This window comes from Pseudomonas sp. IPO3747 (assembly GCF_013385245.1).
Lineage (GTDB): Bacteria > Pseudomonadota > Gammaproteobacteria > Pseudomonadales > Pseudomonadaceae > Aquipseudomonas > Aquipseudomonas edaphica.
This window is the reverse complement of record NZ_JACAQL010000015.1, coordinates 1-25130: the sequence shown is the minus strand read 5'-3', so window position 1 is coordinate 25130 and position 25130 is coordinate 1. Positions and strand designations below refer to the sequence as shown.

Genomic DNA, 25130 nt, shown 5'->3' with positions numbered 1-25130 from the left:
GGGGGAAACACACCATATGGACCCGACACCTGAAACCAGCCCCGACGAAGTCGTCACCCTGGTCGTCAAACACCTGATCAAGGCCGGCCGTGAAGCCGATTACGAGGCCTGGCTGCGGCGCATCGTGCGCATCGCCGGTGAGCGCCCCGGCCACCTCGGTGTGGATGTGGTGCGCGGCAAGCAGGGCGGGCAGGCGCTGTTTACCTGCGTCTTGCGCTATCGCTCCACCGACGCGCTGCAACGCTGGCTCGACTCCCCCGAACGCCAGGCGCTGATCGCTGAAGCGGCGCCGATGCTGGCCGACGGCGACAAAACCGAAATCGGTGCCGCCAACGAGTTCTGGTTCGCGCCCCTGGCCGACAGCGCCGCCAAACCGCCGCGCTGGAAGCAGGCCGTGGTCAGCCTGTGCGTGATCCTGCCGCAAACCCTGCTGTTGCCGTTTATCTGGGGCCCGATCCTGCGCTTGCACCCGTTCCTGTCCAACTATGTGGTGTCCACTTTTCTGGTGACGCTGACCATCGTGTTGCTGGTGGTGTACCTGCTGATGCCGGCCGCCACCCGCCTGTTCGCTCCCTGGCTTGAAGCCTCTGTAAAGGACACCCTATGAACGCCGATCTGATTCTGTTCAATGGCCAGTTCCACACCGTGGACCGCGAAAACCCACGGGCCACTGCGGTCGCAATCCACAAGGGCCGCTTTGTCGCGGTCGGCACCGACGGCGAGGCCATGGCCCTGCGCGGCAGCGGCACCCAGGTCATCGACCTCAAGGGCCGCACCGTGATCCCCGGCCTTAACGACTCGCACTTGCACCTGATCCGTGGCGGGCTGAACTACAACCTTGAACTGCGCTGGGAAGGCGTGCCGTCACTGGCCGATGCGTTGCGCATGCTCAAGGATCAAGCCGATCGCACGCCGACGCCGCAATGGGTGCGTGTGGTGGGGGGCTGGAACGAATTCCAGTTCGCCGAAAAACGCATGCCGACCCTGGAAGAGTTGAATCAGGCCGCGCCAGATACGCCGGTGTTCGTGCTGCACCTGTATGACCGTGCCTTGCTCAACCGCGCCGCCCTGCGCGTGGCCGGTTACACCAAGGACACGCCGAACCCGCCGGGCGGCGAGATTGTGCGCGACAGCAACGGCAACCCCACCGGCATGCTGGTGGCGCGTCCCAACGCGATGATCTTGTATGCAACCCTGGCCAAGGGCCCGAAACTGCCGCTCGAATACCAGGTCAATTCGACCCGCCAGTTCATGCGTGAACTCAATCGCCTGGGCCTCACCAGCGCCATCGACGCCGGCGGTGGTTTCCAGAACTACCCCGATGACTACGCGGTCATTGAACAACTGGCCAAGGACCAACAGCTGACGGTGCGCATCGCCTACAACCTGTTCACCCAAAAGCCCAAGGAAGAACTCAGCGATTTCAAGCAATGGACCGGCAGCGTCACCCTGCACCAGGGCGACGATTACCTGCGCCACAACGGCGCAGGCGAGATGCTGGTGTTTTCGGCGGCGGACTTCGAAGATTTCCTTGAGCCACGCCCCGACCTGCCGTTGACCATGGAGCAGGAACTGGAACCGGTGGTGCGCCATTTGGTTGAGCAGCGCTGGCCGTTCCGGCTGCACGCCACGTACGACGAATCCATCTCGCGCATGCTCGATGTGTTCGAGAAGGTCAACCGCGACATTCCGTTCAATGGTCTGCCGTGGTTCTTCGACCACGCCGAAACCATTACGCCGAAAAACATCGAGCGCGTCCGGGCCTTGGGCGGTGGTATCGCGATCCAGGACCGCATGGCGTTCCAGGGCGAATATTTTGTCGAGCGCTACGGCGCCAAGGCCGCCGAAGCCACGCCACCGATCAAGCGCATGCTGGCCGAAGGCGTGCCGGTAGGGGCGGGCACCGACGCCACGCGGGTCTCGAGCTACAACCCCTGGACTTCGCTGTACTGGATGGTCAGCGGCCGCACCGTCGGCGGCCTGGAGCTGCACGCCGAAGGCCTGCCGCGCCTCACCGCGCTGGAATTGTTCACCCACGGCAGCGCCTGGTTCTCCTCGGAGCAGGGCAAGAAGGGCCAGATCAAGGTCGGCCAGTTGGCGGATGTGGCGGCCCTCTCGGCGGACTTCTTCAGCGTCGATGAAGAAGCCATCAAATGGATCGAGTCGGTACTGACCGTGGTCGGCGGCAAGGTGGTGTACGGCGCCGGCGACTTCGAAGATTTCGCCCCGCCCCAAGTACCGGTGCTGCCGGACTGGTCGCCGGTGGTCAAGGTGCCGGGGCACTGGCGCCCAGGTTCACCGGTGCAAGCTCAAGTACACCACTGCAGCGGACCGTGCGGCGTGCACGCCCACGGCCATGAAAAAGCGCGGCTTTCCAGCGTACCGGTCAGCGATTTCCAGGGTTTCTGGGGCGCGTTTGGTTGCTCGTGCTTTGCCTTCTGATTTTAAAAACACCCAAAGGAGTTCACCCATGACTTACAAGCGCTTGAACAAAGATGACGCCGTTGTATTGCTGGTCGATCACCAGACCGGCCTGATTTCCCTGGTGCAAGACTTCTCTCCGAACGAGTTCAAGAACAACGTGTTGGCCCTGGCCGACGTGGCCAAGTTCTTCAACCTGCCGACCATCCTCACCACCAGTTTCGAAAGTGGCCCTAACGGCCCGTTGGTTCCGGAACTCAAGGCACTGTTCCCGGACGCGCCTTACATCGCCCGCCCTGGCCAGATCAACGCGTGGGACAACGAAGATTTCGTCAAGGCCGTCAAGGCCACCGGCCGCAAACAGATCATCATTGCCGGCGTGGTAACGGATGTGTGCGTCGCGTTCCCGACCCTGTGCGCCCTCGCTGAAGGCTTTGAGGTGTTCGTGGTGACCGACGCCTCGGGTACCTTCAACGAAACCGTGCAACAAGCCGCTTGGGCACGCATGACGGCCGCCGGCGCACAATTGGTGAACTGGTTCTCTGTCGCCTGTGAACTGCAAGTTGACTGGCGCAACGACATGGAAGGCCTGGCCAACCTGCTGTCGCCGCGCATTCCGAACTACCGTAACCTGATGAACAGCTACTCGGCGTTTACGGCCAAGTAAGCTGCGTTTGAAGGGGTAGATTAACCCTGTAGGAGGGGGCAAGCCCCTCCTGCATTTGATTGTGTCGTAGCGGCTGACAGGCTATAAACCAGCCAAATGTCCACCGAGAAGCGACAATGAACCCCTTCGAAGACATGCGCCTGTTTTGCCAGGTCATGGAGTCCGGCAGCTTCACCGCCGCCGCCGAGCAACTCGGCCTGTCCAAGCAGTTCGTCAGCCGCCGCCTTATCCAGTTGGAAGACCGCCTCGGCGTGCGCCTGCTCAACCGCTCCACGCGTCGGCTGGACGTCACGCCACTGGGCCAGAGTTATTACGAATCCGCTTTGCGCCTGCTCGGTGAAGTCGAGCAAGTGGAGCAGGGCATCGCCGGCCAGAACAGCGAACCGCGGGGCACGATTCGGCTCAGCGCGCCGTTGTCGTTTGCCATGGCCCATCTGGGCTGCCTGTTGCCGCAGTTCCTGCAACGCCACCCGCAGGTGTCGGTGGAAGTCGACTTGAGTGATCGCCCGGTGGACCTGATCGGCGAGGGCTACGACCTGGTCTTGCGCATCGGCACGCTGGAAGACTCAACCCTGATTGCCCGGCGCATCGCCAGTGTGCAGCGAGTGTATTGCGCCAGCCCTGATTACCTCGCCGCCAAGGGTACGCCGCTCAGGCCTGAAGACCTGGCCGACCACGACTGCCTGCCCTACGGCCATGGCCGCCAAGTGCAATGGCGCTTCAAAGGCAAGTTGCAGGCGCTCAGCGTCAGTGGACGAATGCGCGTAAACAATGGCGAGTTGCTGCGCGACACTGCGATCGCCGGGTTGGGCGTCACTTATTTGCCGACCTTTATCGTCGCCGAGGCCTTGAAGGACGGGCGTTTGGTGACGTTGCTGGATGACTTCGCCCCCGAGGCCCTGACGCTCTCGGCGGTCTATCCACAGCACCGGCAAAGTTCGCGGCCAGTGCAGGCGCTGGTGGAGTTTTTGCGCGAACGCCTGGCCAGCGGTTGCTGACTCACACGCATCTATTGTGAAGACTGGCTTATGTGGGAGCTGGCTTGCCTGCGATAGCATCACCTTGGTGTGACTGACACACCGAGGTGACTGCATCGCAGGCAAGCCAGCTCCCACACAAGCCAGCTCCCACACATATTCAAGGGGCGACAAGATTGGCCAACGTTGAACCGTCCACATACCGCTGCAGATTCGCCAGGAACGTATCGGCAATCTCCTGCTGGCTGTTGGTCGAAATCGCCGAGGTATGCGGCGACAACCGCACCCGCGCATGGCTGTACAACGGGTGGCCCTGCGGCAGTGGCTCCGGCTCGGTCACATCCAGCGAGGCAAGGCCGATCTGACCGTTATCCAGGGCTTCCAGCAGGGCCTCCTGATCCAGCAAACCACCGCGCGCAATATTGATCAGGTGCAATCCCGGCTTGGCGCTGCCGAGCACATCGCGGTCGACAATATGCCGCGTGGCCTCGGTGAGCGGCGCCGCCAGCACCAGGTGGTCGGCGCGGGCAAACAGGTCGTGGATGTCCTTGGCGGCCTCAACATGGTCCACCTCAAAGGGTGCCTGGCTCTGGCGCAGCGCAACCACGTTGATCCCCAAGGCCTGGGCTTTTTGCGCCAGGCTCTTGCCGATCGCACCAAAGCCGAGAATGCCCAATGTGCTGCCCTTGAGCGGGCGCAGCGCGGTGAATGTCCACTGGGCATCCTTCACCCAGATAGCCGGCAAATGCTTGGCCGCCGCAAAGATCGCCGCCAGGGCGAACTCGGCAAGGTTATCGGCCGCACTGCCCCGTGAGGTGGTCACCGGCGGGCCGTTGAACAGCCACTGCGGGTAGAAATCGATGCCCGACGACACCAGGTGTACCCACTGCGCGCCATACGGCCAGCCCGGCGGCGGAGTATCGGGCGCGGTGTAGCCGCGCACATTGATAGGGCGCAGCAGCAGGATATTGGCCTGGGGCGGCAGGTCGCTGGGTACACCGGCCGGCACGCCGATCACCTGGGCATGGGGGTGGATCGAGGCAAGGCGTTCGCGCAATACCTGGTTGTAATCTTCGTCCAGCTGGCTGGCGATAATCACCTGACTCATGAGCGTTCCTTATTCATTGTTGCGCACGTTGAGCGAACACCGCTTTACCCACACCTTGCAGCACCGCGTCGTTCTGCGGCGTATGCACGCGGCTGCACAGCACGTCGCGGTAATGCCGTTGCAGCGGGCTATGGCGCGACAGGCCAGGGTTGCCCGAGGCTTCGATGGCCAGCTCCACGGCGCGGATCGCATTGCCGGTCACCAGGTATTTAAGCTGCGCCGCATTGGCGGCTGGCGTGTGGCCCTGGGCGGCGGCCTCGAGCAGGCTGCGGTTGGCAAACAGCAGGGTGTCGATATGGCCGACGGTTTCCTGAAAACGCGGCAGGCTCGACAGCGCGGCGCCGAGGTTGGACGGCTTGCGCTGCTCCAGCCAGTTCACCAGCCAGTCCCGCGCCGCCTGGGCCACGGCGTCGTACACCGACGACAGCAGCACCGACATCCACAGGAACCCCTCGCCATCCAGCTCAGGTTGCGGTGCGCTCCAGGGGCTGACGCTGACGGCATGGTCCAGCGGCACCAGGACATTATCGAGCACCACTTCGTGGCTGCAGGTGGCGCGCATGCCCAGATGGTCCCAGGTGTCGATGATGCTCACGCCGGGGCTGTTTTTCGGCACCAGCCAGGCGCCCACCAGCGGGTCGGCATCATCACTGCGCGCCCACACGCTGAACCAGCTCAGGCCGTGGCTGCCGGTGGAGTAAATCTTGCGGCCGCTGATGCGCCAGCCGTCGGCGGTGCGCACCGCCGTGGTTGCCGGCAGCCCGCCACGGGCCGGGGTGCCCAGGTCAGGTTCGACGCGCAGCGCATTGATCAATGCACCGTTGCGCACGGCGTCTTCGGCGACTTGTACGCGCAGGTGCTGCGGCCAGGTTTTGCTGTCTTGCAGGCGTGTGTGTTGCAGGTACTGCATCACCAGAATCAGCGCGGTAGACGGCTCGCCCCTGGCAATCGCGCTGATGGCCTTGCGCGCCTGCGCCAAGCTTGCGCCGCCACCGCCCAGGGCCTTGGGCACGGTGAGGGCGACCAGGCCATGTTCATGCAGCCGCGTGAAGTTGGCGTGGGGGAAGGCGCCGCTTTCGTCATACAGGTGCGCGCTGCTGGCCAGCTCGGCGCTGAGGCGTTCGAGCAGGGCGTCGAATTGCGCCGGCCCGTGTGGGAGCTGGCTTGCCTGCGATGGCGGTGGATCAGCCACCCGCAATGCAGGCCCGCAGACCGCTATCGCAGGCAAGCCAGCTCCCACCTTGGCTAGTCGGTTGAGAGGTTCACTCATGCCAGCGCTTCCTGTTGCACTTCAACTTCGCTGTACCGATTGGTCGGCACCTCCAGCCCCAGGTTATCGCGCAAGGTCTGGCCGCTGTATTCGCTGCGAAACAGCCCGCGTTGTTGCAGCACCGGCACCACCAGTTCGGTGAAGTACTGCAAGCCATCGGGCAGTACCGAGTTGATGATGAAGCCGTCGCTGGCGCCGGACTCGAACCAGGTTTGGATGGCATCGGCAACCTGCTCCGGAGTGCCGACAAACTCGCGCTTGGGCCGCGAAAAACGCAAGGCCACTTCGCGCAGGGTCAGGCCTTCGTCCCTGGCCAGTTGCTTGACACGGTCGGAACCGCCTTTCTGGCTGTTGCTGCCCAGGTCGCCAAGCTCCGGGAACGGTGCGTCCAGCGGGTATTGGCTGAAGTCGTGGTCGTTGAACGGGCGGCCCAGCGCCACAATCGCATCTTCGACGGTGACCAGGTCCACGGCCTGCTGATAGCGGCTTTCCACCTCGGCAGCATCGCGCCCGACAATCGGACGAATGCCCGGCAAAATCGACAGGCTGCCCGCATCACGGCCAAAACACTTGGCACGGCGTTTTAAATCAGCCGAGTAAGCCTTGGCTTCTTCGAGCGTCTCGACATGCACAAAAATCGCATCGGAATGCTCAGCGGCAAAGTTGCGCCCATCTTCAGAGGTGCCCGCCTGGAAAATCACCGGCTGGCCCTGGCGCGAGCGGGCGATGTTCAGCGGGCCTTTGACCGAGAAAAACTCGCCCTTGTGGTTCAGCGCATGCAGCTTCTCGGGGGTGAAAAACTCGCCGCTCTGCTTGTTGTAGGCAAAGGCGTCGTCTTCCCAGGAATCCCACAGGCCCTTGACCACGTTCAAGTGTTCCTTGGCGATGCGGTAGCGCACGGCGTGGGGCGGGTGCTCGGCTTTGCCGAAGTTGTCGGCGGTGCCGCTCAGCCAGGAAGTGACCACGTTCCAGCCGGCGCGGCCGCCGCTGATATGGTCCAAAGAGGCGAACTGGCGCGCCACCTGGTAGGGCTCGGTGTAGCTGACGGTCACGGTGGCGACCAGGCCGATGTGGGTGGTCAACGCGGCAAGGGCCGAGAGAAGGGTCAGCGGCTCGAAACGGTTGAGGTAGTGCGGGCTGGATTTGGCGTGAATGTGCAGGCTGTCGGCGATAAACACGAAGTCGAACTTGGCCGCTTCGGCCAGCTCGGTCTGCTGCTTATAGAAACCAAAGTTGGTGCTGGCATTCGGTTGCGCCTGCGGGTGGCGCCATTCGCCCCAGCCGTGACCGACACCGTGGACCATAGCGCCCAGTTTCAGATGACGTGGCGTGCTCATGTGCGGCTCCTTGCTTAGCGCGATGCTTGGGAAGTGGGAAAACGTTCGGCGTTAAAGCTGGTGTCGAAACCCTGGGACACGTCGATGCGCTTGGGCAGCAGGCCTTCTTGCTGATAGGTGTCGGCGGTGGCTTGCAGGCCCTTGATCACGCTGTCGTCAATCACCACGGGGTTCAGTTGCGTGTCTTTGGCCACCTCCAGGTGCACCGCCAAGGGCAGGCCGGTAATTTTGGCTTGGGCAGCGGCGTATTCATCCGGGTGTGTGTTGGCCCAGGCGTAGGCACGGTCGACGCGGGCCACGAAGTCATCCAGTTGCGGGCGTTTGTTGGCGATGGCCTGGCTGGTGGCGGCGAAATACAGGTGGTTGCTCAACAACTGTTTGCCGCTGACCAGGACGCGGGCGTGGCTTTGTGAGGTGACCACCGTGGTGTAGGGGTCCCATGTCGCCCAGGCATCAACGGTGCCGTTATCGAGTACCAGCCGGGATTCAGCGGGCAGCAGGAAAATGAATTGCACATCCTTGGTCGTCAGGCCTGCGCTGGCCAAGGCCCTGATCGCCAGGTAGTGCCCGATGGAGCCGCGTCCGGTGACAATTTTTTTGCCCTTGAGGTCGGCGGCCGTCTTGATCGGCGAGTCCTTGGGCACCACCAGGGCGGTGGTGTTGCGCCCTTCGGCGTGGATGATGCTGACCACCTTGAGCGCGGCCCCGGCGCCCAAGGCGAACACATACGGCGCGTCACCGAGGGCGCCAATATCGACGGCGCCCGCGTTCAGGGCTTCGCCCAGCGGCGAGGCGGAAGGGAACTCCGACCACTGGATTTGATAGGGCACGTTGTTGGTTTCGCCCGAGGCTTCCAGCAATGCCTTGATCGTGGATTTCTGGTTGGCCACGCGTAGCGGTTGCAAGTCGGCGGCGTGTGCAGTGCTGATCAGGCCGAGGGCCAGGGCGCTGCTCAGCAGCAGGTGTTTGAAGGGCGTGCTAAAGACCATGATGGATAAATCCCAGGCAAATTGAAAAGGTGTGGGTTACCTCCGCCTGGCAAGGGGTCGGTGCGGCCTGCCCCGGTGTGGGGCAGGCGTGAAGGTGGTTCAGATCACGTAGAAACCGTGGGTACCATCGCGTGCCAGTTGGTCGACCAGGCCGAATTCCCAGTCCAGATACGCCTGCATGGCTTCTTTCGGGCTGTCGGTGCCTTCGTACGGGCGGCGATAGCGGTCGATACGCGGTGACGCGAGATGGGTTTCGCCTTCTTCCAGCGGCAGTTTTTCGGCGATCCAGTTAAGCGTGCCCCCTTGCAACAGGAACACCGGCTTGCCGGTGATGGCTTCGACGTCGGCGACCGCCAGGCGCGCCAGTTGGCTGGTGCCGCAGGTCAGCACATAACGTTCGGCAGGCGGCACCTTGGCCAGGGCGTTGGCCAATTGCGCACGCAAGACCCAGAAGGCACCGGGGATATGGCGTTTGACGTAGTTGGCGCTGGGGGTGAAATCCAGCACCGCCGTGTCGCCATGGGGCAGCCACTCGGCAAGGGTGTGGGGGCTGATCAGTTCGGCCTGCAAGGGTGCCGGGACCGGCGCTACCCAGGCGCCTTGTTCGCTGAAGTTCGCCGCTTGCAGGTCGTCCAGCACGTACACCTCCCAGCCCAATTGCGCGAGCCATGAGGCGGACATGTTCGCCCGCACGCCGTCGTCATCGGCCAGCACCAGGCGCGCTCCGCGCACGCTGGCCACATGGTCGGTTTCCTGCACCAGCTGGCCGCCCGGTGTGGAGCGCGCGCCCGGCAGATGGCCGGCTTCGAATTCCTCCGGCGTGCGCACATCGAACAGGTAGGTGGTGCGGGTCGGCTCCTGCTGCCAGCGTTGCAGGTCGTTAAGTGTGGCGCGGCCGACGCGTGCTTTGTCGGCGACGCGGCGTGCGTCTGCGGCGGCGATTTGACGGTGTTCTTCCGATGTCGGCGCAAAGCGGCGCGCTTGGCCATGGGCGAGTTTCTGCCCGGCCAGGGTCCAGCCGATAGTGCCGTTACGCAGTGCCGACACCGGGTTGGCGATGCCTGAGTTGATCAGCGACTGCGTGCCGATAATGCTGCGGGTGCGCCCGGCGCAGTTGACGATGATACGGGTGGCCGGGTCCGGTGCCAGTTCACGGGCGCGTAGCACCAGTTCGGCACCCGGCACACTGATGCCGGTAGGAATGCTCATGGTCTGGTATTCGTCGAAGCGGCGCGCGTCGAGCACCACCACATCGGCCTGGCTGTCGAGCAGCGCCTGCACTTCTTCGGCGGCCAAGGAGGGCGTGTGGCGCTCGCTCTCAACCAACTCGCCGAAGGCTTTGCTCGGTACGTTGACGTCGATAAACAGCTCGCCACCGGCACGGCGCCAACCGTCCAGGCTACCTTCGAGCAAGCTGACCTGGGTGTAGCCCAACGCAACCAGGCGTGCGGCGGCACGTTCGGCCAACCCTTCGCCATTGTCATAGACCGTCACTTGGGTATCGCGACGGGGAATGCGCGCATACACCTCCAGCTCCAGCTTGGACAGCGGGATATTCGCAGCGAACAGCGGGTGCGACTCGGCAAAGGGCGCTTCTTCGCGCACGTCGACCAAGGCGACTTCTTCACGGTCCAACAGGGCCTGGCGAATCTGGGCGAAGCTGCGGTTCGATACGGTGGTCATAGGGCAGGGCTCTTTTCTTTGGACAAATCCCAGATGTTCGGGAGGTAGGCGTTGGAATAACCGGAGATAAACAGTTTCTCGCTGCCGTCGGGCTGATACACCGCACGGCGCACGGCACCAATATTGGCGCCGTACACGTGAATACTGATCGACACCTGGTCGCTGTGGGCATTGCTGACCTGATGGATATCGCCGATTTTGGGCGACACCGCCTCAACCTGGCCGGGCAGCAGTTGAACCGGTGTGCCTTCGGCCACCAGGCTGCCATCGGGCGCACGCTCAAAACCCTGGGAGAACTCCGCACCACGCAACATGCCGATCAGGCCCCACACCCGATGGTCGTGAATCGGCGTGCGCTGGCCCGGCCCCCAGACAAAGCTGACGATGCTGAAACGCTGGCGCGAATCGGCATGCAGCAAAAATTGCTGGTAGCGCTCGGGATCCGGTTGGGCGTACTCGTCGGGCAGCCAGTCGTCATGGCTGACCAGTTGCGCCAACAGCTTGCCGCCACGGTGCAACAGGTCGCCTTCGCGCGGGTTGCCGTCGATCAGTTCCGCCAGGGCGCCTATAAAGGCTCTGAGTCTTTCGGGGTGTCGGGACTGGGTCATGGCAATTCCATCATGGCGGTTATGGGGATGGCTTGATGGGTTTATATAAGCATAATGTTTATAGTTAATATGCTATTTTTTAATGATTAGCTTATAGCTTTAGGTAATTTAGAACCGGTCTGAATAGCGTTAGACGTTATCGATCACAGCGCAGGCTATCCAGACCGCCGTGTGGCAACTATGCTTGCCACACATCTTAATGACTGTTCTCTATGTGCGGCCCAAATGAAAATTGACGATATCGATGCCTTTGTCGAAGTGATTCGTTGCCAGTCCATCAGCCACGCCGCCGAGTCGTTGCAGTTGACTCAACCGGCCATCACCCGCCGCGTGCAGAACTTCGAGCAGGCGCTGGGCGTGGAGCTGTTCGACCGCAACACCAAGCCGCTCAAACCTACGCTGATCGGCACGCGGGTGTATGAACAATGCCGGTTGATCCTGCGCGAGATGGATGCCCTGCGTGAGCTGGTGGCCACCGATGCGCCGCCCACCGGCGTGTTGCGCCTGGGCGTGCCGCAGACCATCGGCGATGTGGTGCTGCTGGATGCGCTCAAGCACTTGCGCAGTGAATACCCCGACTTGCGCGCCCAGGTCGCCACCGGTTGGGGCAGCCAATTGGTCGGCAAGATCGAGCGCGGCGAGCTGGATGCGGCGGTGGCGTTGTTCCCGGCGGGCAAGATCTTCCCGGACAACATTGTCGGCGAGTCCATCGGCAAGATGGAGTTAGTGGTGGTGTGTGCCAAGGCACAGTTGCCGAAAAAGCCCTGCAAGTTGGCTGATGTGTACCAGGGCGGCTGGATTCTCAACCCGGATGGCTGTGGTTTTCGTGCCGGGTTGCAGCGCACCTTGTCCGACCAGGGTTTGGCGCTGCGAGTGAACCTGGAAACCTTTGGCACTGAGTTGCAACTGGGCCTGGTGGCGGACGGCCTGGGCTTGGGGCTGGTGCCGCGGCCGCTGCTGGAGCGCAGCGCGCACCTTGAGCAACTGGCGGTGGTGCCGCTCAAGGACTTCAAACCGGTGATGGATTTGTGGCTGATCTACCCGCACTTCCTGGGTAACCTGCAAGGGCCGGTGGATGCGTTCGGGACGCTGGTGGCGGCCTCCTTACACAAGATCCGCAATGCTGCGTGAGTGCAGACTGATCGTTCCCACGCTCTGCGTGGGAATGCCTCCTGTGACGCTCTGCGTCACGCTTTGGGACGCGGAGCGTCCAGGGCTGAATTCCCACGCGGAGCGTGGGAGCTATCTATGTGGTAGCTGGTTTTATAAAAAAAAATAATAATTAGCTTAGATTAAAATGTGCTTTTTATTATTTTTGGCCATCCCCTAGGCTGACTGGAAGTCCTTAAGGCCATCCAGGAAGTTTTGCCATGAGCAGCGTCACCTCGCTTTCCAGTGTTTCCAGCAACGTCCGCCAGCGTGTCACGCCAGAAGAGTGGGAGGTGCGCGTCAAGCTGGCGGCGGCCTATCGGCTGGCGGCGCTGTATAAGTGGACCGATCACATCTACACGCACTTCTCCGCCCGTGTGCCGGGGCCGGATGAGCATTTCCTGATCAACGCCTACGGGCTGTTGTTCGATGAAATCAACGCCTCCAACCTGGTCAAGGTCGACCTCGACGGCACGATTGTCGACGACCCGACCGGCCTGGGTATCAACTACGCAGGTTACGTGATCCACAGCGCCATCCACGGCGCGCGTCATGACCTGCAAGCCGTGCTGCACACTCACACCCGCGACGGCATTGCGGTGTCGGCACAGAAGGATGGCCTGCTGCCGATCTCCCAGCACGCCATCGCGTTCTCCGGGCGCGTGGCGTACCACGGTTATGAAGGCGTGGCGTTGGACCTGGATGAGCGCGAGCGCTTGGTGGCTGACCTGGGCGATAAGAGTGTGATGATTTTGCGTAACCATGGGCTGTTGACTGCCGGTATCAGCGTGGAACACGCCTTCCAGCAACTGCAAGGGCTGGAGCGCGCGTGCAATATCCAGATCGCGGCGCAGGCAGGCGGCAATGCCGAGCTTGTCTTCCCGCCGGCAGAGGTGGTGGCCAAGGTGGAGCAGCAGGCCAAGGTGTTCAGCAATGGCGCAGGGCCGGGTGTGGTGCGGCATTGGAATGCGTTGGTTCGGCAGTTGGAGCGTACGGATACCGACTACAAAAACTGAACTTGAAACTACTGAAGATCAAAAATGTGGGAGCGGGCTTGCTCGCGAATGCGGTGGATCAGTCAATATTTGCGTTGACTGACCCGCCGCATTCGCGAGCAAGCCCGCTCCCACATGGGTTGTGTGGTGTTCTTTAGTTAGGCGACCTGTTTGGCTTGTTCGCGCTCGGCGACCAGCTGGCGGGTCAGTGGGATCAGCTGCTTGCCGTAGTCGATTGCGTCGTTGAGCGGGTCGAACCCGCGTATCAGGAAGGTGGTGATACCCAGGTCGTAGTAGTCCAGCAATGCCTGCGCGACTTGTTCGGCGGTGCCGACCAATGAAGTGGAGTTGCCCTGTGCGCCCAGCAACCCGGCGATCCCGGTCCATAGGCGCTTATCCAGGCGCGAACCCTGCGCTGCCGCTGCCAGCAAGCGGCGCGAGCCTTCGTTGGGTGGTTCACGGCGCACAAAGCCCTGCTTGTCAGCCAGTGCGGTCGCCTGTTGCAGGATTGTCTCGGCACGTGCCCAGGCCAGCTCCTCGGTTTGCGCGAGGATCGGGCGCAACGACAAGCTGAAGCGAATCGTGCGCCCGTGCTTGGCCGCTTCTGCGCGCACCTGGGTCACCACTTCGCGCACCTGCTCGTAGGTTTCGCCCCACAGCGCATACACGTCGGCATGTTTGCCGGCCACCGCAATCGCGGCCGCGGAAGAGCCGCCGAAGTACAGCGGGATATGCGGTTGCTGCGGCGACTTCACCGTCGAGTGTGCGCCTTCGACCTGGTAGTAGGTGCCTTTGAAATCGAAAGGCTGCTCGTGGGTCCATTCCTGGCGCACCACGCTGAGGTATTCGTCGGTGCGTGCGTAACGTTCGTCCTTGCCGATATGGCTGCCATCGGCGCGCAGTTCACGGTCATCGCCGCCGGTGATGATATGCACGGCTGTGCGCCCGCCGTTGAACACGTCCAGGGTCGCGAACTGGCGTGCGGCCAAGGTCGGCTGGGCGAAACCTGGACGATGGGCGATCAGAAACTGCAGCTTTTGGGTCACGCTGGCGGCATGCGCGGCGATCAGCGTGCTGTCCGGGCTGTTGGAATGAAACGCCACCAACGCGCGGTCGAAGCCGGCCGCTTCGTGGGCGCGGGCCACGGTTTCGACGTAGTCTGGCTGCAGGGTAGGGCCGCTGCGCGGGTGAATCTCGGAAGCGTGATGGCCGCCGATATAACCGATAAATTCGATGCTCATGGTCTGTCCTTGTCGATTGCGCGATTAACACCTCCTCCGGGCGTGGGGTCGGTCACTCGGGTCAAAAGTAAGGGCCGTGGCGGGGTCTGTAAAATGCCTGTTGGTTCTAACCTAATTATAAAAAGCAGAATTATCATGCGTAAATTTTATTAAAGCTGTGCACTCAATGTGGCGAGCCTGCTCCCCACAGAACAGGGCGCTAAAGACTCAAACGAATCTCGGCGCACAAGCCGCCTTCAACCCGATTGCTCAAGGTCAGCGTGCCGCCGATCGCCACCGCCAGTTGCTGGGCAATCGCCAACCCCAGCCCGGTGCCGCCGGTGCCGCGATTGCGTGAGCTTTCTACCCGGTAGAACGGCTGCAGCACCTGCGCCAATTCGTCTTCGGCAATTCCGGGGCCTTGGTCCAACACCTTGATCGACAACTGCCCATTGGCTGTCGAGCCGACTTCCAGCTCGGCGTTGCCGGCGAATTTAAGGGCGTTGTCCACCAGGTTCACCAACACGCGGCGCAGCGCGTGGGGGCGGGTGTCGAGGATCAGCGCGCTTTTGCCGCGCAGGCTGACCTGCTTTTGCATGTCCTGATAGTCAAACACCAGGCTGTCGAGAAAGGCGTCCAGGTCAATGCGGTGGCTGGCCTCGGTGGCGCCGTGAACGCTGCGCGCATACGCCACGCCTTCACGTACCAGGTGCTCCATTTCGCTCAGGTCGCTCCACAGTTTTTCGCGGTCGGCGCTGTCGTCCATAAACTCGGCGCGCAGTTTCATGCGGGTGATCGGCGTTTGCAGGTCATGGGAAATCGCGGCGAGGATCTGCATGCGTTCCTTGAGGTATTCGGCAATGCGCTGTTGCATGGCATTGAACGCCGCGGCGGCATGCGCGACTTCACTCGGGCCGGTTTCGTCCAGGGGGGTGGGGTGAGCGTTCGGGTCGAGGGTTTCGACCGCACGGGCCAGGCGTGTCAGCGGGCGCACGGCCAGGCGCACCGCGACCCAGGTGCAGCCGAGCAGCAGCGCCAGTTGCAGCACCAGCACCACCGGCAACCAATAGGCTACGGGCAGGGCGGCGGGGCGTACGTCGAGGGTGATCGGGTTGCCATCGGCCAGGGTCAGGTGCACCTGGAAGTGTTTCTGGATGCCTGGAATATCGCGAAAGGTCAGGGCGTAATGCTCGCCCAGTGCGTCCGCAATCGAGGTGGCGGCCATTGGCACATCGTTGCTAGTCATCGGTTCACCGGCCTCGCCGGCGTTGAGCAAGTACCGGTAATTCTGCCGGTCGAGACGCGCCAGCCAACTGGCGCGTTCGTTGGCGGGCAGGCGGTCGAGGATGGCCACCGAGGTGGACACGTCGTTTTCCAGGTTGCCGAGCATCACCGTGCGCGCACTGATATAGCGCTCGTAGAACTGCGCACTGAATGACAACCCATGGGCACACACCAGGCTGATCAGAAAAATCAGCGACAGTTGGGACGCCAGTGTGCGCGGCCAGCCAAACCGCCATGGCCTCATTGCTCGGCCCCGAGGATTTGCACCGGCAGTGAAAACACATAACCCTCGCTGCGCACGGTCTTGATATAGGCCGGTTCGCGGGCGTCATCCAGCAAGCGTTGGCGCAAGCGGCTCACCAGCAGGTCGACGGAGCGATCGAACAAGTCGGCGTCACGCCCCTGGGTCAGGTTCAGCAATTGGTCGCGGTTGAGTACGCGCTGCGGGTGGTCGAGAAACACCCGCAACAGACGGTATTCGGCGCCGCTGAGGGCCACCAGGGTGTCGTCCTCGTCGAGCAGGTGGCGGGCGGTGGTGTCCAGGCGCCAGCGACCAAAGCGAATCAGCCGCCCGGTTTCACTCACTATCAGGTTCGGTGGCAGCATGCGTGTGCGGCGCAATACCGCATTGATGCGTGCGAGCAATTCACGCGCGGCGAAAGGCTTGACCAGGTAATCATCGGCGCCCATTTCCAGGCCGATGATGCGGTCGGTTTCATCGTTGCGCGCCGTGAGCATCAGCACTGGCGTGGCTTTGTGCTTGCCCACCCGCAGTTCGCGGCACAGCTGCAAGCCGTCGTCGCCGGGCATCATGATATCCAGCACGATCAAGTCCACGGGGGTAGTGTCGAGGAAGCTGCGCATCTGGCGGCCGTCGGCGACTACGGTGGTGCGCATGCCGTTTTTCTTCAGGTAATTGCCCACCAGTTCGCGGATTTCCCGGTCGTCATCGACGATCAGGATGTGATCGACATGATCCATGCTGCCTTCCTCGTTAAATGCTCTTGGCCGCAGTCTAGCCATCGCCGCAGCCTTTGCCTTGTGCGCTTTGTATTGCAGTGTATCTGGCGCTGACCAGATACACGGCGAAGCAAAAATCAGTGGCGCACGGCCTTGAGCAACAGCGCCTCGAACACCCGCTGGGCGCGCGGCTCATCAGTGTGGGCGACATTGAAGCGCATCGAATTGAGGTGCGCCGGGTCGTAGCCGAACAGCGCGCCCGGCGCCAGCACCAGGCTGCGTTTCAACGCCTCCTGGGCCAGCAGTTCACCGTTTACGCCCTTGGGCAGGCGCGCCCAGATAAACATCCCGCCTTCATACGCCATCGGCAGCTCGCAGCCACAGCGCTTGAGCCATTGTTCGACGCGCCCGCCGGACTCCATCAAACGCTGGACCATACGCTTGCGGTGCTTGGCGTAGCTGCCTTCGCTGAGCATGCGGTAGACGATCTGCTCGAACAGCTCCGAGGTCACGCCGCCGCTCATCAGCTTCATGTTGGTGAGGTTGGCGGCCAATTGCGGCGCGGCCACCACGTAGCTGACGCGGGTGTTGGCGCTGAGGATCTTGGAGAACCCGGACAGGTAGGTGACCTGATCCAGCCCGGCGAGGGCGGCCAGGCGCGGCGGCGGGTTGGGGTGCAGGTCGCCGTAGAGGTCGTCCTCGACGATATGGCAATGGTACTGCTGGGTCAGTTGCAGCAAGCGAAACGCCTGGCCGGGGCTGAAGGAATGGCCGGTGGGGTTATGCAGCACGCTGGTGGTCAGGTACAGGCTGGGGCGATGCTCGGCCAGCAGCTGTTCGAGGGCAGTAAAGTCAAAACCGTCGGGGCGCCGCTCGATGGTCACCACTTTGACCCCGTGCAGGGCCAGGTTGGCGTGGAAGTTGAAGTAGCACGGCGCGTCCAGCAGCACCGTGTCGCCGGGGCGTGCGAGCAGGCGCATGAGCATGTCCAGGCCCTGCACGGTGTTGGGCGTGGTGATGATCTGTTCCACCGGCACCGACAAGCCTTCGCCGTGCAGCTTCTGTTGCAGGGCTTGGCGCAAGGGCAGCAACCCGGCCGGCGTGCCCAGGCCGGCGATGCGCAGTGACGGCGCACGCACCACGCTGCGCATCGTTTGGCGGATGGCCTCGCCGTTCAACCAGTCCTCCGGCAAGTGCCCGCCACCGGGGCGCAGCTCGCCGCTGGCGGTGACCAGCGGGCGGCGCAGCACGCTGAGCAGGTCTTGGGGCAGCAGGTCGACCCAGGTCGCGGCGGCCGGGCGTGCGGTTTCCATCGCCACAAAATAGCCGCGGCCCTGGCTTGAGGTCAGCAGGTGGCGCCCGCGCAGGCGGTCCAGTGCTTCGTTGAGGGTGAACTTGCTGACGCCCAGGGTCTGGGTCAGCTCACGCACCGACGGCAACTTGCTGCCGGGTGCCCATTCACCGGCCTCGATGGCCTGGCTGAAGGCGTCGACGATCTGCTGCACCTTGGGCGTGCCTTCCACAAAAGCGATGGCGGATACAAACATAAACCTTCCTTGTCTTTGCCGGTGCTTTTACCGGTGAAGTTAGGCCGGATTAGGCACCACTTTACCTGCCTTGTGCAATGACGCTGCCCTAGACTGCGCGCCATCTCGCCGGAAACTGGCGAAGTTTCTTACACGCGAGCAATGGATTTCGCATTCTCATGAAGACTTATATGTGCGCCCCCTGCGGTTTTATGTACGTAGAAGAATTGGGTATTCCGGAGGACGGAATCCCGGCCGGCACCCCTTGGGAAGAAGTGCCGGAAGACTGGACATGCCCTGACTGCGGCGTGACCAAGGCCGACTTTATGGCCATTGAACTCTAATCCTCCATCAACGAAAGGAATCGCTCCATGGAAAGCAAACTGATCAACCCCACCGTGCCGTTCTGTACCGGTGTGGCGCACCAGAAATACCTCAGCGCCGAAAAAGGCCTGCAAACCGCTATCGAGGGTGATTGCACCCATTGGTACATCGACGGCAGCCTGTTCGGCGAGATGGTCGACGACTGGACCGATGCACGCATTGAGAGCCTGCAGGCGCAAATCGCCGCCACCGGCGTCAAGCCGATCTTCCACGGCAACTTCAAGGCGCCGCTGGGCAGTGACGTCGAGGCGTTCCGCGCAGCGGCGGTGGACTACGTAAAAAAAGAGATTGATATCGCCAGCCGCCTGGGCGCGCCGTTGATCATCCACGGCGGCTGCATCGTTGAGCCAAAAATGGTGCTGATGGCCAAGAAAGTTGCGCTGGAACACTACCTCAAGTCGGTACAGGAACTGGCGAGCTACGCCGAGGCCAAGGGCACGGATATCTACCTGGAGAACCTGTCCAACTACGTCAACTACCGGCCGTTCCACTACATCTTTACCCATGAGGCCGAATACGCGTTTGTGTTCGAGTGCTTGAAGGCCCATGGCAACGTGTACTTCTTCCTGGATGCGGGCCACGCCAACATCGAGAACGGCCTGCCGGCCGACGTGGTGCGCAAGTATCACCACTTGATCAAGGGCATTTCTTTCAGCAACAACAATGGCGTGCAGGATCAGCACTTCGGCATTCATGACGGCAACTGTGATTACGCCGACGTGGTGCAGGCAATAGTAGAAACCAACTGGAAGGGCCTGGTGGCGTTCGAAACCCGCAACCAGACCGCGAAGGCCGCCCTGGCCGACCTGGCGCTGATGTACCGTGAATCCCTGACCACTGAAATTGCCGTTGCCTGACAGGCGCAGGGGCGTGCGTTTCAAGCGCGCCCCGTTGTTGTTTTTACCATTCCAAGGTTCTGGCCCATGACAAGTGCGTTAACGCTGTCTTCGTTTCTCTACTTTCTGCTGTTTTGCGCCACCATGACCTTCAGCCCCGGCCCCATGACCCTGTTGCTGTTAAGCCTGGGCTTGAAGGACGGCTTGCGCAGTTCGATCCCGGCCCAGATCGGCGCCAGTGTGTCCTACCTGATTTCCATCCTGATCTTTGCCGTGGGCTTTTCGGAACTGATCAAGGGCAACCTCGCCATTACCCAGACCATCCAGTTTGTCGGTGTGGCCTATATTCTGTACCTGGCCTACAAGCAGTGGACCAGCAGCGGCGTGTCGATCAACCAGGGCGGCGCCGTGGAAGGCTCGCGCAGCCTGTTCGGCAAGGGGTTGCTCACCGGGTTTTCCAACCCCAAGACCATCATCATGTTCAGCGCCGTGTTCCCGCAGTTTGCCGGTGCAGGCGAGCACAGCTCGGCGGCGGATATCGCCATCCTCGGGTTGACGTTTCTGACCCTGCAGTTTGCCAGCGGCTGCCTGTACTGCTATTTCGGCCAGCGCATCAAGCACGTGCTGGAAAACCCCAAGCGCCGGGTGCTGTTGCAGCGGATCACGGCGGTGCTGCTATTGGGTGTTGCGTTGATGCTGGCGCGCGGGTTTTCGCACTGAAGTATTAGCAGGTAAGCAGTAGTGGCGCTTTGACGTTGCCCTGTTAGACTCCAGGCACTCATCCAGGATTACACCCCACCATGTCAGCCGCCGGAGGAAATGGACTTCCGCTCGCTTCGCGCCTGTTCAAATCGCGGCTCTTGGGGCTGACGCTCGGTTTTGTCTGCGTGGTATTTGGCATGTACCCCTTGCACCCGTCGCTGTGGGTGTGGGCCTGGATGCTGATTAACGCGTTTGTGTGGCCGCACCTGGCCTACCAGTTGTCGCGCCGGGCGAGCAACTCACTGCGCAGCGAACGGCGTAATTTACTCTTCGATTCGTTCTGCGGCGGCTTCTGGGTCGGTGCCATGCACTTCAACCCGCTGCCCAGCGTGACCACGCTGTCGATGATGACCATGAACAACGTCGCCATCGGCGGGCCGCGCTTTATGCTCGCCGGCTGGGTGGCGCAGGGGCTGGGCATCGGCGCCGCCCTGCTGGTGTTCGCGCCGGCGTTTGTCGCGGTGACCAGCGAGGCGCAGCTGTATGCGTGCCTGCCGATCCTGATGCTGTATCCCCTGGCGCTGGGCTGGATCTGCTACCGCCAGGCCGTGACCCTGGCCCGCCACAAGCGCGAGTTGCTGGCCTTGAGCCGCACCGACAGCCTGTCCGGCCTGCTCAATCACGGCGCCTGGAAGGACCATCTGGAAATCGAGTTCCAACGTTGCCGCCGTGAACAGGTGGGCGCGGCCATTGCGCTGATCGACATCGACCATTTCAAGACCATCAACGACACCTACGGGCATGTCACCGGCGACATCGTGCTGCGCCAACTCAGCAAGGTGTTGCGCCAGAACCTGCGGGCGTCCGACCTGGCCGGGCGCTATGGCGGCGACGAGTTCTGTGTGATTTTGCCAGGCATGCCGCTCAATCGCGCCACCGAAGTGATGGACGCTTTGCGTGATCGCTTCAGCGCACTGGCCTATGTGCAAGACCCGACCCTGCGCGCCAGCTTGAGCATTGGCCTGGCGCCGTACCAGCCGGCGCACGCCGACTCCACCAGTTGGCTCAACGACGCCGACCAGGCGCTGTATGAAGCCAAGAGCAGCGGGCGCAACCGCGTCAGTTCGGTGCAAGGCAGTTGGTTACGCTCGGTTTAGTAGGGTAGCGCAGCACACCCCCACAACAACAAGGACCGGTCCATGCTCTTCACCTTCTCCCGTACCCTGCTGGCCGCCACCCTGGCCCTGACCTTCACCGTGCCGGCCTACAGCGACGAACCCCACAAGCAAATCCAGGCGGATGCCGAACAGTACAAGGCCGAGGCCCTGAAACTGCTCGAACGCCTGGTGAACATCGATTCGGGTTCTGGCTACGAGCCGGGCCTGACCCAAGTGCGCGACATTGCCGTGGATGAGCTCAAGCAGCTCGGTTTCAGCATTGAGCTGGTGCCCGACAAAGCGGCTAACAACAGCCATGTGATCGCCACCCTCAAGGGCACCGGTAAAGCCAAAATCCTGCTGATGGCGCACATGGACACCGTGTTCAAGGAAGGCTCGGCCGCCGAGCGACCGTTTCATATCAAGGATGGTCGCGCCTACGGCCCCGGCGTGATGGATGACAAGGGTGGCATCGTCGCCGGCATCTACGCGCTCAAAGTCCTGAAAAACCAGGGCTTCAAGGACTACGCACAAATCACCTTCCTGCTCGATGCCAGCGAAGAAACCGGCTCAGAAACCGCCTCCGAACTGATCCGCAAAACCGCCAAGGCCCACGACGTAACCTTGAACCTGGAACCCGGCCGCCCAGCCGACGGCCTGGTGGTATGGCGCAAAGGCAGCGCCACCGCCGTGGTCGAAGTCAAAGGCAAAGCCGCCCACGCCGGCGTCGCCCCCGAACTGGGCCGCAACGCCGCCATGGAAGCCGCGCACCAGATTCTGCAACTGGGCAAACTCGGCGATGAAGAGAAGAAAACCACCATCAACTTCACCGTGATCAAGGCCGGCGACCGCACCAACGTCATCCCCGACCAAGCCACCGCCAAAGCCGACGTGCGCGCGGCACTGCCGGAAGAGTTTGATCGGATCGAAAAAGACCTGGCGCGGGTGTCAGCCAATAAGCTGATCCCGGACACTGAAGTGAAAACGAGTTTGTTGCGCGGCCTGCCGCCGATGCCACAGACGCCGCAGTCGGACAAATTGGTCGCAATTGCCCAGGGGATCTATGGCGAATTGGGTCGTAAATTGACCATTGAAGGCAGCGGCGGGGCCGCAGATGCGAGCTTGTCAGCTGGGGTCGGGACGCCGACGTTGGATGGGTTTGGGATTGTCGGTGGGAATATTCATACGCCGGAGGAATATGCCGAGGTGGAGAGCGTGGCGCCACGGGTTTATTTGTTGAGTCGGATGATTATGGAGCTGTCGAAGCGGTGAGAGGTTCGCAGGGCTCACTCAATAGGTGAGCCTTCCTGTTCGCAAACTTATTATTTGGGTGAGCAGGCTTGTTGTGGCGAGCAGGCTTGCCCTGCGTTGGGCTGCGCAGCAGCCCCAAAACAGACGACACGGGTTTACGCTAGTATCTCGTTTTTTCCTATTGGGGCTGCTTCGCAGCCCAACGCAGGGCAAGCCTGCTCGCCACAGTGATGGGGGTGTTTCAGTAAGATGGGTGGTGTTTTCACCATGTTGATGGGTCTTCCTGGCTGGCTTTTTGGAGGTCACATTTTCCACACTCATTCGTCGTAGGCTGTTTTGTGGTAAGCGAGGTTTTCGTTGTAAGTGAGGTTTTTGTGGCGAGCGAGCTTGCTCGCGCTGGGCTGCGTAGCAGCCCCAAAACCGTTACCCCCGATACACCTGGAAAAACGTGCTGCCCTCATTGGGACCGCTTCGCGGTCCAGCGCGAGCAAGCTCGCTCGCCACAGTGATGGGGGCGTTTCGGTGAGGTAAGTGGTGTTTTCTATTTAATGGTTTTTAATAAGTACATATCGAATTTGTTTACTATGTGATTCAGCCATAGTGGGCCTGATACCCATTGGTTTGGGTAGTAGTAATAGCAACTATATACTTGCAACAATTTTTCTTGAAGGTCCAGCTCGTTCTTATATGAGCTTATCAATTCTAAAATTTCCTGTTTTACTGTGATGATTACGTCTCTCGACGAGTCCAGCAGAAATGAATCGATAACCTCATCAGCAGAGGAGTGCTCTTCTACCCAGTCCTGGTGGAAATAGGCACCCAAAAACTGTTGGAGCTCTGTCAGTAGTTCATTCATTTTTCTGGGAATCCGGTCAGCAATAGATAGCCATCTGGCATCCTTTGGGCGCGTTTCAACACTAACACAAAATTATAAACGGGTATGGGTTCTGTAGTTTCTTTTAAAATGCTTACTCCTACGGGGTTGGTTGAGTTGTCTTTAATTATGAGTTTGCTTTTATTTCCGTTTTTGAAGTTTATTATTTCTTGCTGATGTTTTGCCAAGCTTTTAGAAACTATAGTCTCAGCCTCCTCTAGAGACTTGAACGAAGATGATGCAGGGAGATTTGGCTCTGACTCGAATCTCGCCGCCAGCTGTTCATCTGTCCTTCCTACATGTTTTCTAATCAGGTGTCCTCCTGCCCTCTCGTGGGTGACTAACAACCCGGCAGGTGGCTTGTTTTTTTGTTTTCCCTTTGGACCGGGGCAATCTCCAACCTTACAACTTAGTCCTAACGGATCCACCCACCCCGTAGGGTTAGGCACATACCGGTACGTATTAATCCCACCCGCCAGCTTCACCGGGTCCGGCGTCAGGTAACGACCAATATTCGGATTGTAGTAGCGATGACGGTTGTAGTGCAGCCCGCTTTCGGCATCAAAATATTGGCCCTGGAAGCGCAACGGATTGTCGATTTTTCCGACGTCTAGACGTGCGATTTCACCGTAGGCGCGGTAGTGCGCGGACCAGACGATTTCGCCTTCGGGGTTTGTCAGTTCCTGCGGCGTGCCCAGGTGGTCGAGTTGGTAGTGGAAGGGTTTGGTGTCTTGAGGGCCAAAGCCTTCCAGCAGTACCAACGGGCGAAAACTGTCTGGCTCGTAGAGGTAGCTGCGATGCCGATCCGCGTGGTGTTCTGCCACCAGCTTGTCGCCTTGCCAGAAAAACTCCGTGGTTATGTCGTTAACGGTTTTGCTGATCCGCCGACCAAACGGGTCGTAGCGATAGCTGGCGGTTTGCCCGTTGGGCCGTGTGATCCCTATCAACCGATGCTGGCAGTCGTAGCGGTATTCCGTAACTAGCTGATGACCCTTGCCACGTCGCTGGCGGATCAAATTGCCGAAGGCGTCATAGTCATAATGATGATCGCCTTGGATCATCAACCTGTTCCCCGCCACGATGTCCGGGCCGGGGCGGTCTTGCATGAGCAGGTTGCCAGCCGGGTCGTGGCCGAAGCGTTCCTGCACGTCTTGCGAGTGGTCGGCGCGGGTCAGGCGGGCGAGGGGGTCGTAGTGGTAGTGGTGTTCGCCTTTGCGGGTGTCGAGCAGGCGGGCGAGGTTGCCGCTTTTGTCGTAGTCGTATTGGCGTTGGTAAAGGGTGTGTTGCTGTTGGCTGACCGCGTGGGTGTGCAGGCGGTTTTGGTCGTCGTAGTGGTAGTGACTGAGGAGCTGGCCCTGCTGGCGTTGGTGTTCGCGGCCGGTTTTGAACAGGTGGGAGGTGAGGGTTTCGCCATTCAGCTCGACGGTGGAAAGGTGGCCGCCTTTGTCGTGGTTGAAGGTAAGGCGGTTGTTGTCTGGCAGGCGCAGTTTGTGCAGTTGGCCGCAGGCGTCATAGCCGTAGCGCAAGGTGCCCCAGCCTTGGTGTTCGGCGGTGAGGCGGTTTTGTGGGTCGTATTCGTAGGCCAGCGCCCAGCGGCCGTCGTCGACGCTTAGGAGGTTGCCTTGGCGGTCGTAGGCATAGTCGACAATATTGCCGTCTGGCAGGGTTTTTCTTACGAGGCGGCCGGCGTGGTCTCGCTCGTAGCGGGTGACGAGCTGACTGCCGTCGTCGC

23 protein-coding genes are annotated in these 25130 nt (G+C 61.3%); 11 read left to right on the top strand and 12 right to left on the bottom strand.

What is annotated here, in order from left to right; all coding sequences use genetic code 11:
- Window positions 1–16: 16 nt before the first annotated feature.
- The 4 genes from HX790_RS19265 to HX790_RS19250 all read left to right on the top strand — a co-directional run bounded on the left by HX790_RS19265 (window position 17) and on the right by HX790_RS19250 (window position 4086).
- On the top strand, window positions 17–607 hold the full coding sequence (locus HX790_RS19265; RefSeq protein ID WP_017137755.1) for an antibiotic biosynthesis monooxygenase: 591 nt from the start codon (window positions 17–19) through the stop codon (window positions 605–607).
- The gene (locus tag HX790_RS19260; RefSeq protein ID WP_176991949.1) at window positions 604–2442 is read left to right on the top strand and encodes an amidohydrolase; all 1839 of its coding nucleotides are present in this window, start codon (window positions 604–606) and stop codon (window positions 2440–2442) included. Before HX790_RS19265 ends, HX790_RS19260 begins: the two co-directional genes overlap by 4 nt.
- Before the next feature lie 28 nt (window positions 2443–2470).
- Complete coding sequence (gene ycaC, locus HX790_RS19255; RefSeq protein WP_017137757.1) at window positions 2471–3088, top strand: isochorismate family cysteine hydrolase YcaC; 618 nt, start codon at window positions 2471–2473, stop codon at window positions 3086–3088.
- A gap of 116 nt (window positions 3089–3204) precedes the next feature.
- Complete coding sequence (locus HX790_RS19250; protein WP_176991948.1) at window positions 3205–4086, top strand: LysR family transcriptional regulator; 882 nt, start codon at window positions 3205–3207, stop codon at window positions 4084–4086.
- A gap of 139 nt (window positions 4087–4225) precedes the next feature.
- Here HX790_RS19250 and HX790_RS19245 read toward each other — a convergent pair whose 3' ends face one another.
- The 6 genes from HX790_RS19245 to HX790_RS19220 all read right to left on the bottom strand — a co-directional run bounded on the left by HX790_RS19245 (window position 4226) and on the right by HX790_RS19220 (window position 11060).
- Window positions 4226–5173 carry a D-isomer specific 2-hydroxyacid dehydrogenase family protein gene (locus HX790_RS19245; protein WP_017137759.1) on the bottom strand — a complete coding sequence of 316 codons (948 nt, stop codon included), beginning with the start codon at window positions 5171–5173 and terminating at the stop codon, window positions 4226–4228.
- A gap of 13 nt (window positions 5174–5186) precedes the next feature.
- Window positions 5187–6443, bottom strand: a complete 1257-nt coding sequence (locus HX790_RS19240; RefSeq protein ID WP_256351606.1) for an acyl-CoA dehydrogenase family protein — start codon at window positions 6441–6443, stop codon at window positions 5187–5189.
- Window positions 6440–7780 (bottom strand): LLM class flavin-dependent oxidoreductase, encoded by a 1341-nt coding sequence (locus HX790_RS19235; protein ID WP_176991947.1) that lies wholly within the window; start codon window positions 7778–7780, stop codon window positions 6440–6442. The genes HX790_RS19240 and HX790_RS19235 overlap by 4 nt, the downstream gene beginning before the upstream one ends.
- Window positions 7781–7794: 14 nt before the next feature.
- Window positions 7795–8769: an ABC transporter substrate-binding protein gene (locus HX790_RS19230; RefSeq protein ID WP_170038563.1), complete on the bottom strand. Its 975-nt coding sequence runs from the start codon at window positions 8767–8769 to the stop codon at window positions 7795–7797.
- Window positions 8770–8868: 99 nt separating this feature from the next.
- Window positions 8869–10452 carry a rhodanese-related sulfurtransferase gene (locus HX790_RS19225; protein ID WP_176991946.1) on the bottom strand — a complete coding sequence of 528 codons (1584 nt, stop codon included), beginning with the start codon at window positions 10450–10452 and terminating at the stop codon, window positions 8869–8871.
- Window positions 10449–11060, bottom strand: a complete 612-nt coding sequence (locus tag HX790_RS19220) for a cysteine dioxygenase (RefSeq protein ID WP_017137764.1) — start codon at window positions 11058–11060, stop codon at window positions 10449–10451. Before HX790_RS19220 ends, HX790_RS19225 begins: the two co-directional genes overlap by 4 nt.
- A gap of 225 nt (window positions 11061–11285) precedes the next feature.
- On the opposite strand from HX790_RS19220, the gene HX790_RS19215 reads away from it, so the two are divergent.
- Window positions 11286–12191: a LysR family transcriptional regulator gene (locus HX790_RS19215; protein WP_017137765.1), complete on the top strand. Its 906-nt coding sequence runs from the start codon at window positions 11286–11288 to the stop codon at window positions 12189–12191.
- 239 nt (window positions 12192–12430) lie between these two features.
- Window positions 12431–13225, top strand: coding sequence for a class II aldolase/adducin family protein (locus HX790_RS19210; protein ID WP_176991945.1), 795 nt, complete (start codon window positions 12431–12433; stop codon window positions 13223–13225).
- Window positions 13226–13362: 137 nt separating this feature from the next.
- Here the strand turns inward: HX790_RS19210 and HX790_RS19205 are convergent, their stop codons facing one another.
- The 4 genes from HX790_RS19205 to HX790_RS19190 all read right to left on the bottom strand — a co-directional run bounded on the left by HX790_RS19205 (window position 13363) and on the right by HX790_RS19190 (window position 18215).
- The gene (locus HX790_RS19205; protein ID WP_176991944.1) at window positions 13363–14445 is read right to left on the bottom strand and encodes an LLM class flavin-dependent oxidoreductase; all 1083 of its coding nucleotides are present in this window, start codon (window positions 14443–14445) and stop codon (window positions 13363–13365) included.
- Between the two features lie 199 nt (window positions 14446–14644).
- The gene (locus tag HX790_RS19200; RefSeq protein ID WP_017137768.1) at window positions 14645–15952 is read right to left on the bottom strand and encodes an ATP-binding protein; all 1308 of its coding nucleotides are present in this window, start codon (window positions 15950–15952) and stop codon (window positions 14645–14647) included.
- Entirely contained in the window at window positions 15949–16689 is a 741-nt protein-coding gene (locus tag HX790_RS19195) for a response regulator (protein ID WP_176991943.1), read from the bottom strand. Before HX790_RS19195 ends, HX790_RS19200 begins: the two co-directional genes overlap by 4 nt.
- A 116-nt stretch (window positions 16690–16805) precedes the next feature.
- Window positions 16806–18215, bottom strand: a complete 1410-nt coding sequence (locus HX790_RS19190; RefSeq protein WP_138452299.1) for a PLP-dependent aminotransferase family protein — start codon at window positions 18213–18215, stop codon at window positions 16806–16808.
- A gap of 158 nt (window positions 18216–18373) precedes the next feature.
- On the opposite strand from HX790_RS19190, the gene HX790_RS19185 reads away from it, so the two are divergent.
- From HX790_RS19185 to HX790_RS19165, 5 genes are all read left to right on the top strand, one after another.
- Window positions 18374–18538, top strand: coding sequence for a rubredoxin (locus HX790_RS19185; RefSeq protein ID WP_016968943.1), 165 nt, complete (start codon window positions 18374–18376; stop codon window positions 18536–18538).
- Between the two features lie 27 nt (window positions 18539–18565).
- Window positions 18566–19435: a sugar phosphate isomerase/epimerase gene (locus tag HX790_RS19180; protein WP_169987244.1), complete on the top strand. Its 870-nt coding sequence runs from the start codon at window positions 18566–18568 to the stop codon at window positions 19433–19435.
- Between the two features lie 66 nt (window positions 19436–19501).
- The gene (locus HX790_RS19175) at window positions 19502–20134 is read left to right on the top strand and encodes a LysE family translocator (protein WP_017137772.1); all 633 of its coding nucleotides are present in this window, start codon (window positions 19502–19504) and stop codon (window positions 20132–20134) included.
- 80 nt (window positions 20135–20214) lie between these two features.
- On the top strand, window positions 20215–21273 hold the full coding sequence (locus tag HX790_RS19170; protein ID WP_176991942.1) for a diguanylate cyclase: 1059 nt from the start codon (window positions 20215–20217) through the stop codon (window positions 21271–21273).
- Between the two features lie 42 nt (window positions 21274–21315).
- Window positions 21316–22545, top strand: a complete 1230-nt coding sequence (locus HX790_RS19165; RefSeq protein WP_176991941.1) for a M20/M25/M40 family metallo-hydrolase — start codon at window positions 21316–21318, stop codon at window positions 22543–22545.
- Window positions 22546–23065: 520 nt separating this feature from the next.
- Here HX790_RS19165 and HX790_RS19160 read toward each other — a convergent pair.
- The gene (locus HX790_RS19160) at window positions 23066–23380 is read right to left on the bottom strand and encodes a contact-dependent growth inhibition system immunity protein (RefSeq protein WP_176991940.1); all 315 of its coding nucleotides are present in this window, start codon (window positions 23378–23380) and stop codon (window positions 23066–23068) included.
- On the bottom strand, window positions 23377–25130 hold a 1754-nt coding region (locus HX790_RS19155), incomplete at its 5' end, for an RHS repeat-associated core domain-containing protein (protein WP_176991939.1). The genes HX790_RS19155 and HX790_RS19160, both read right to left, overlap by 4 nt.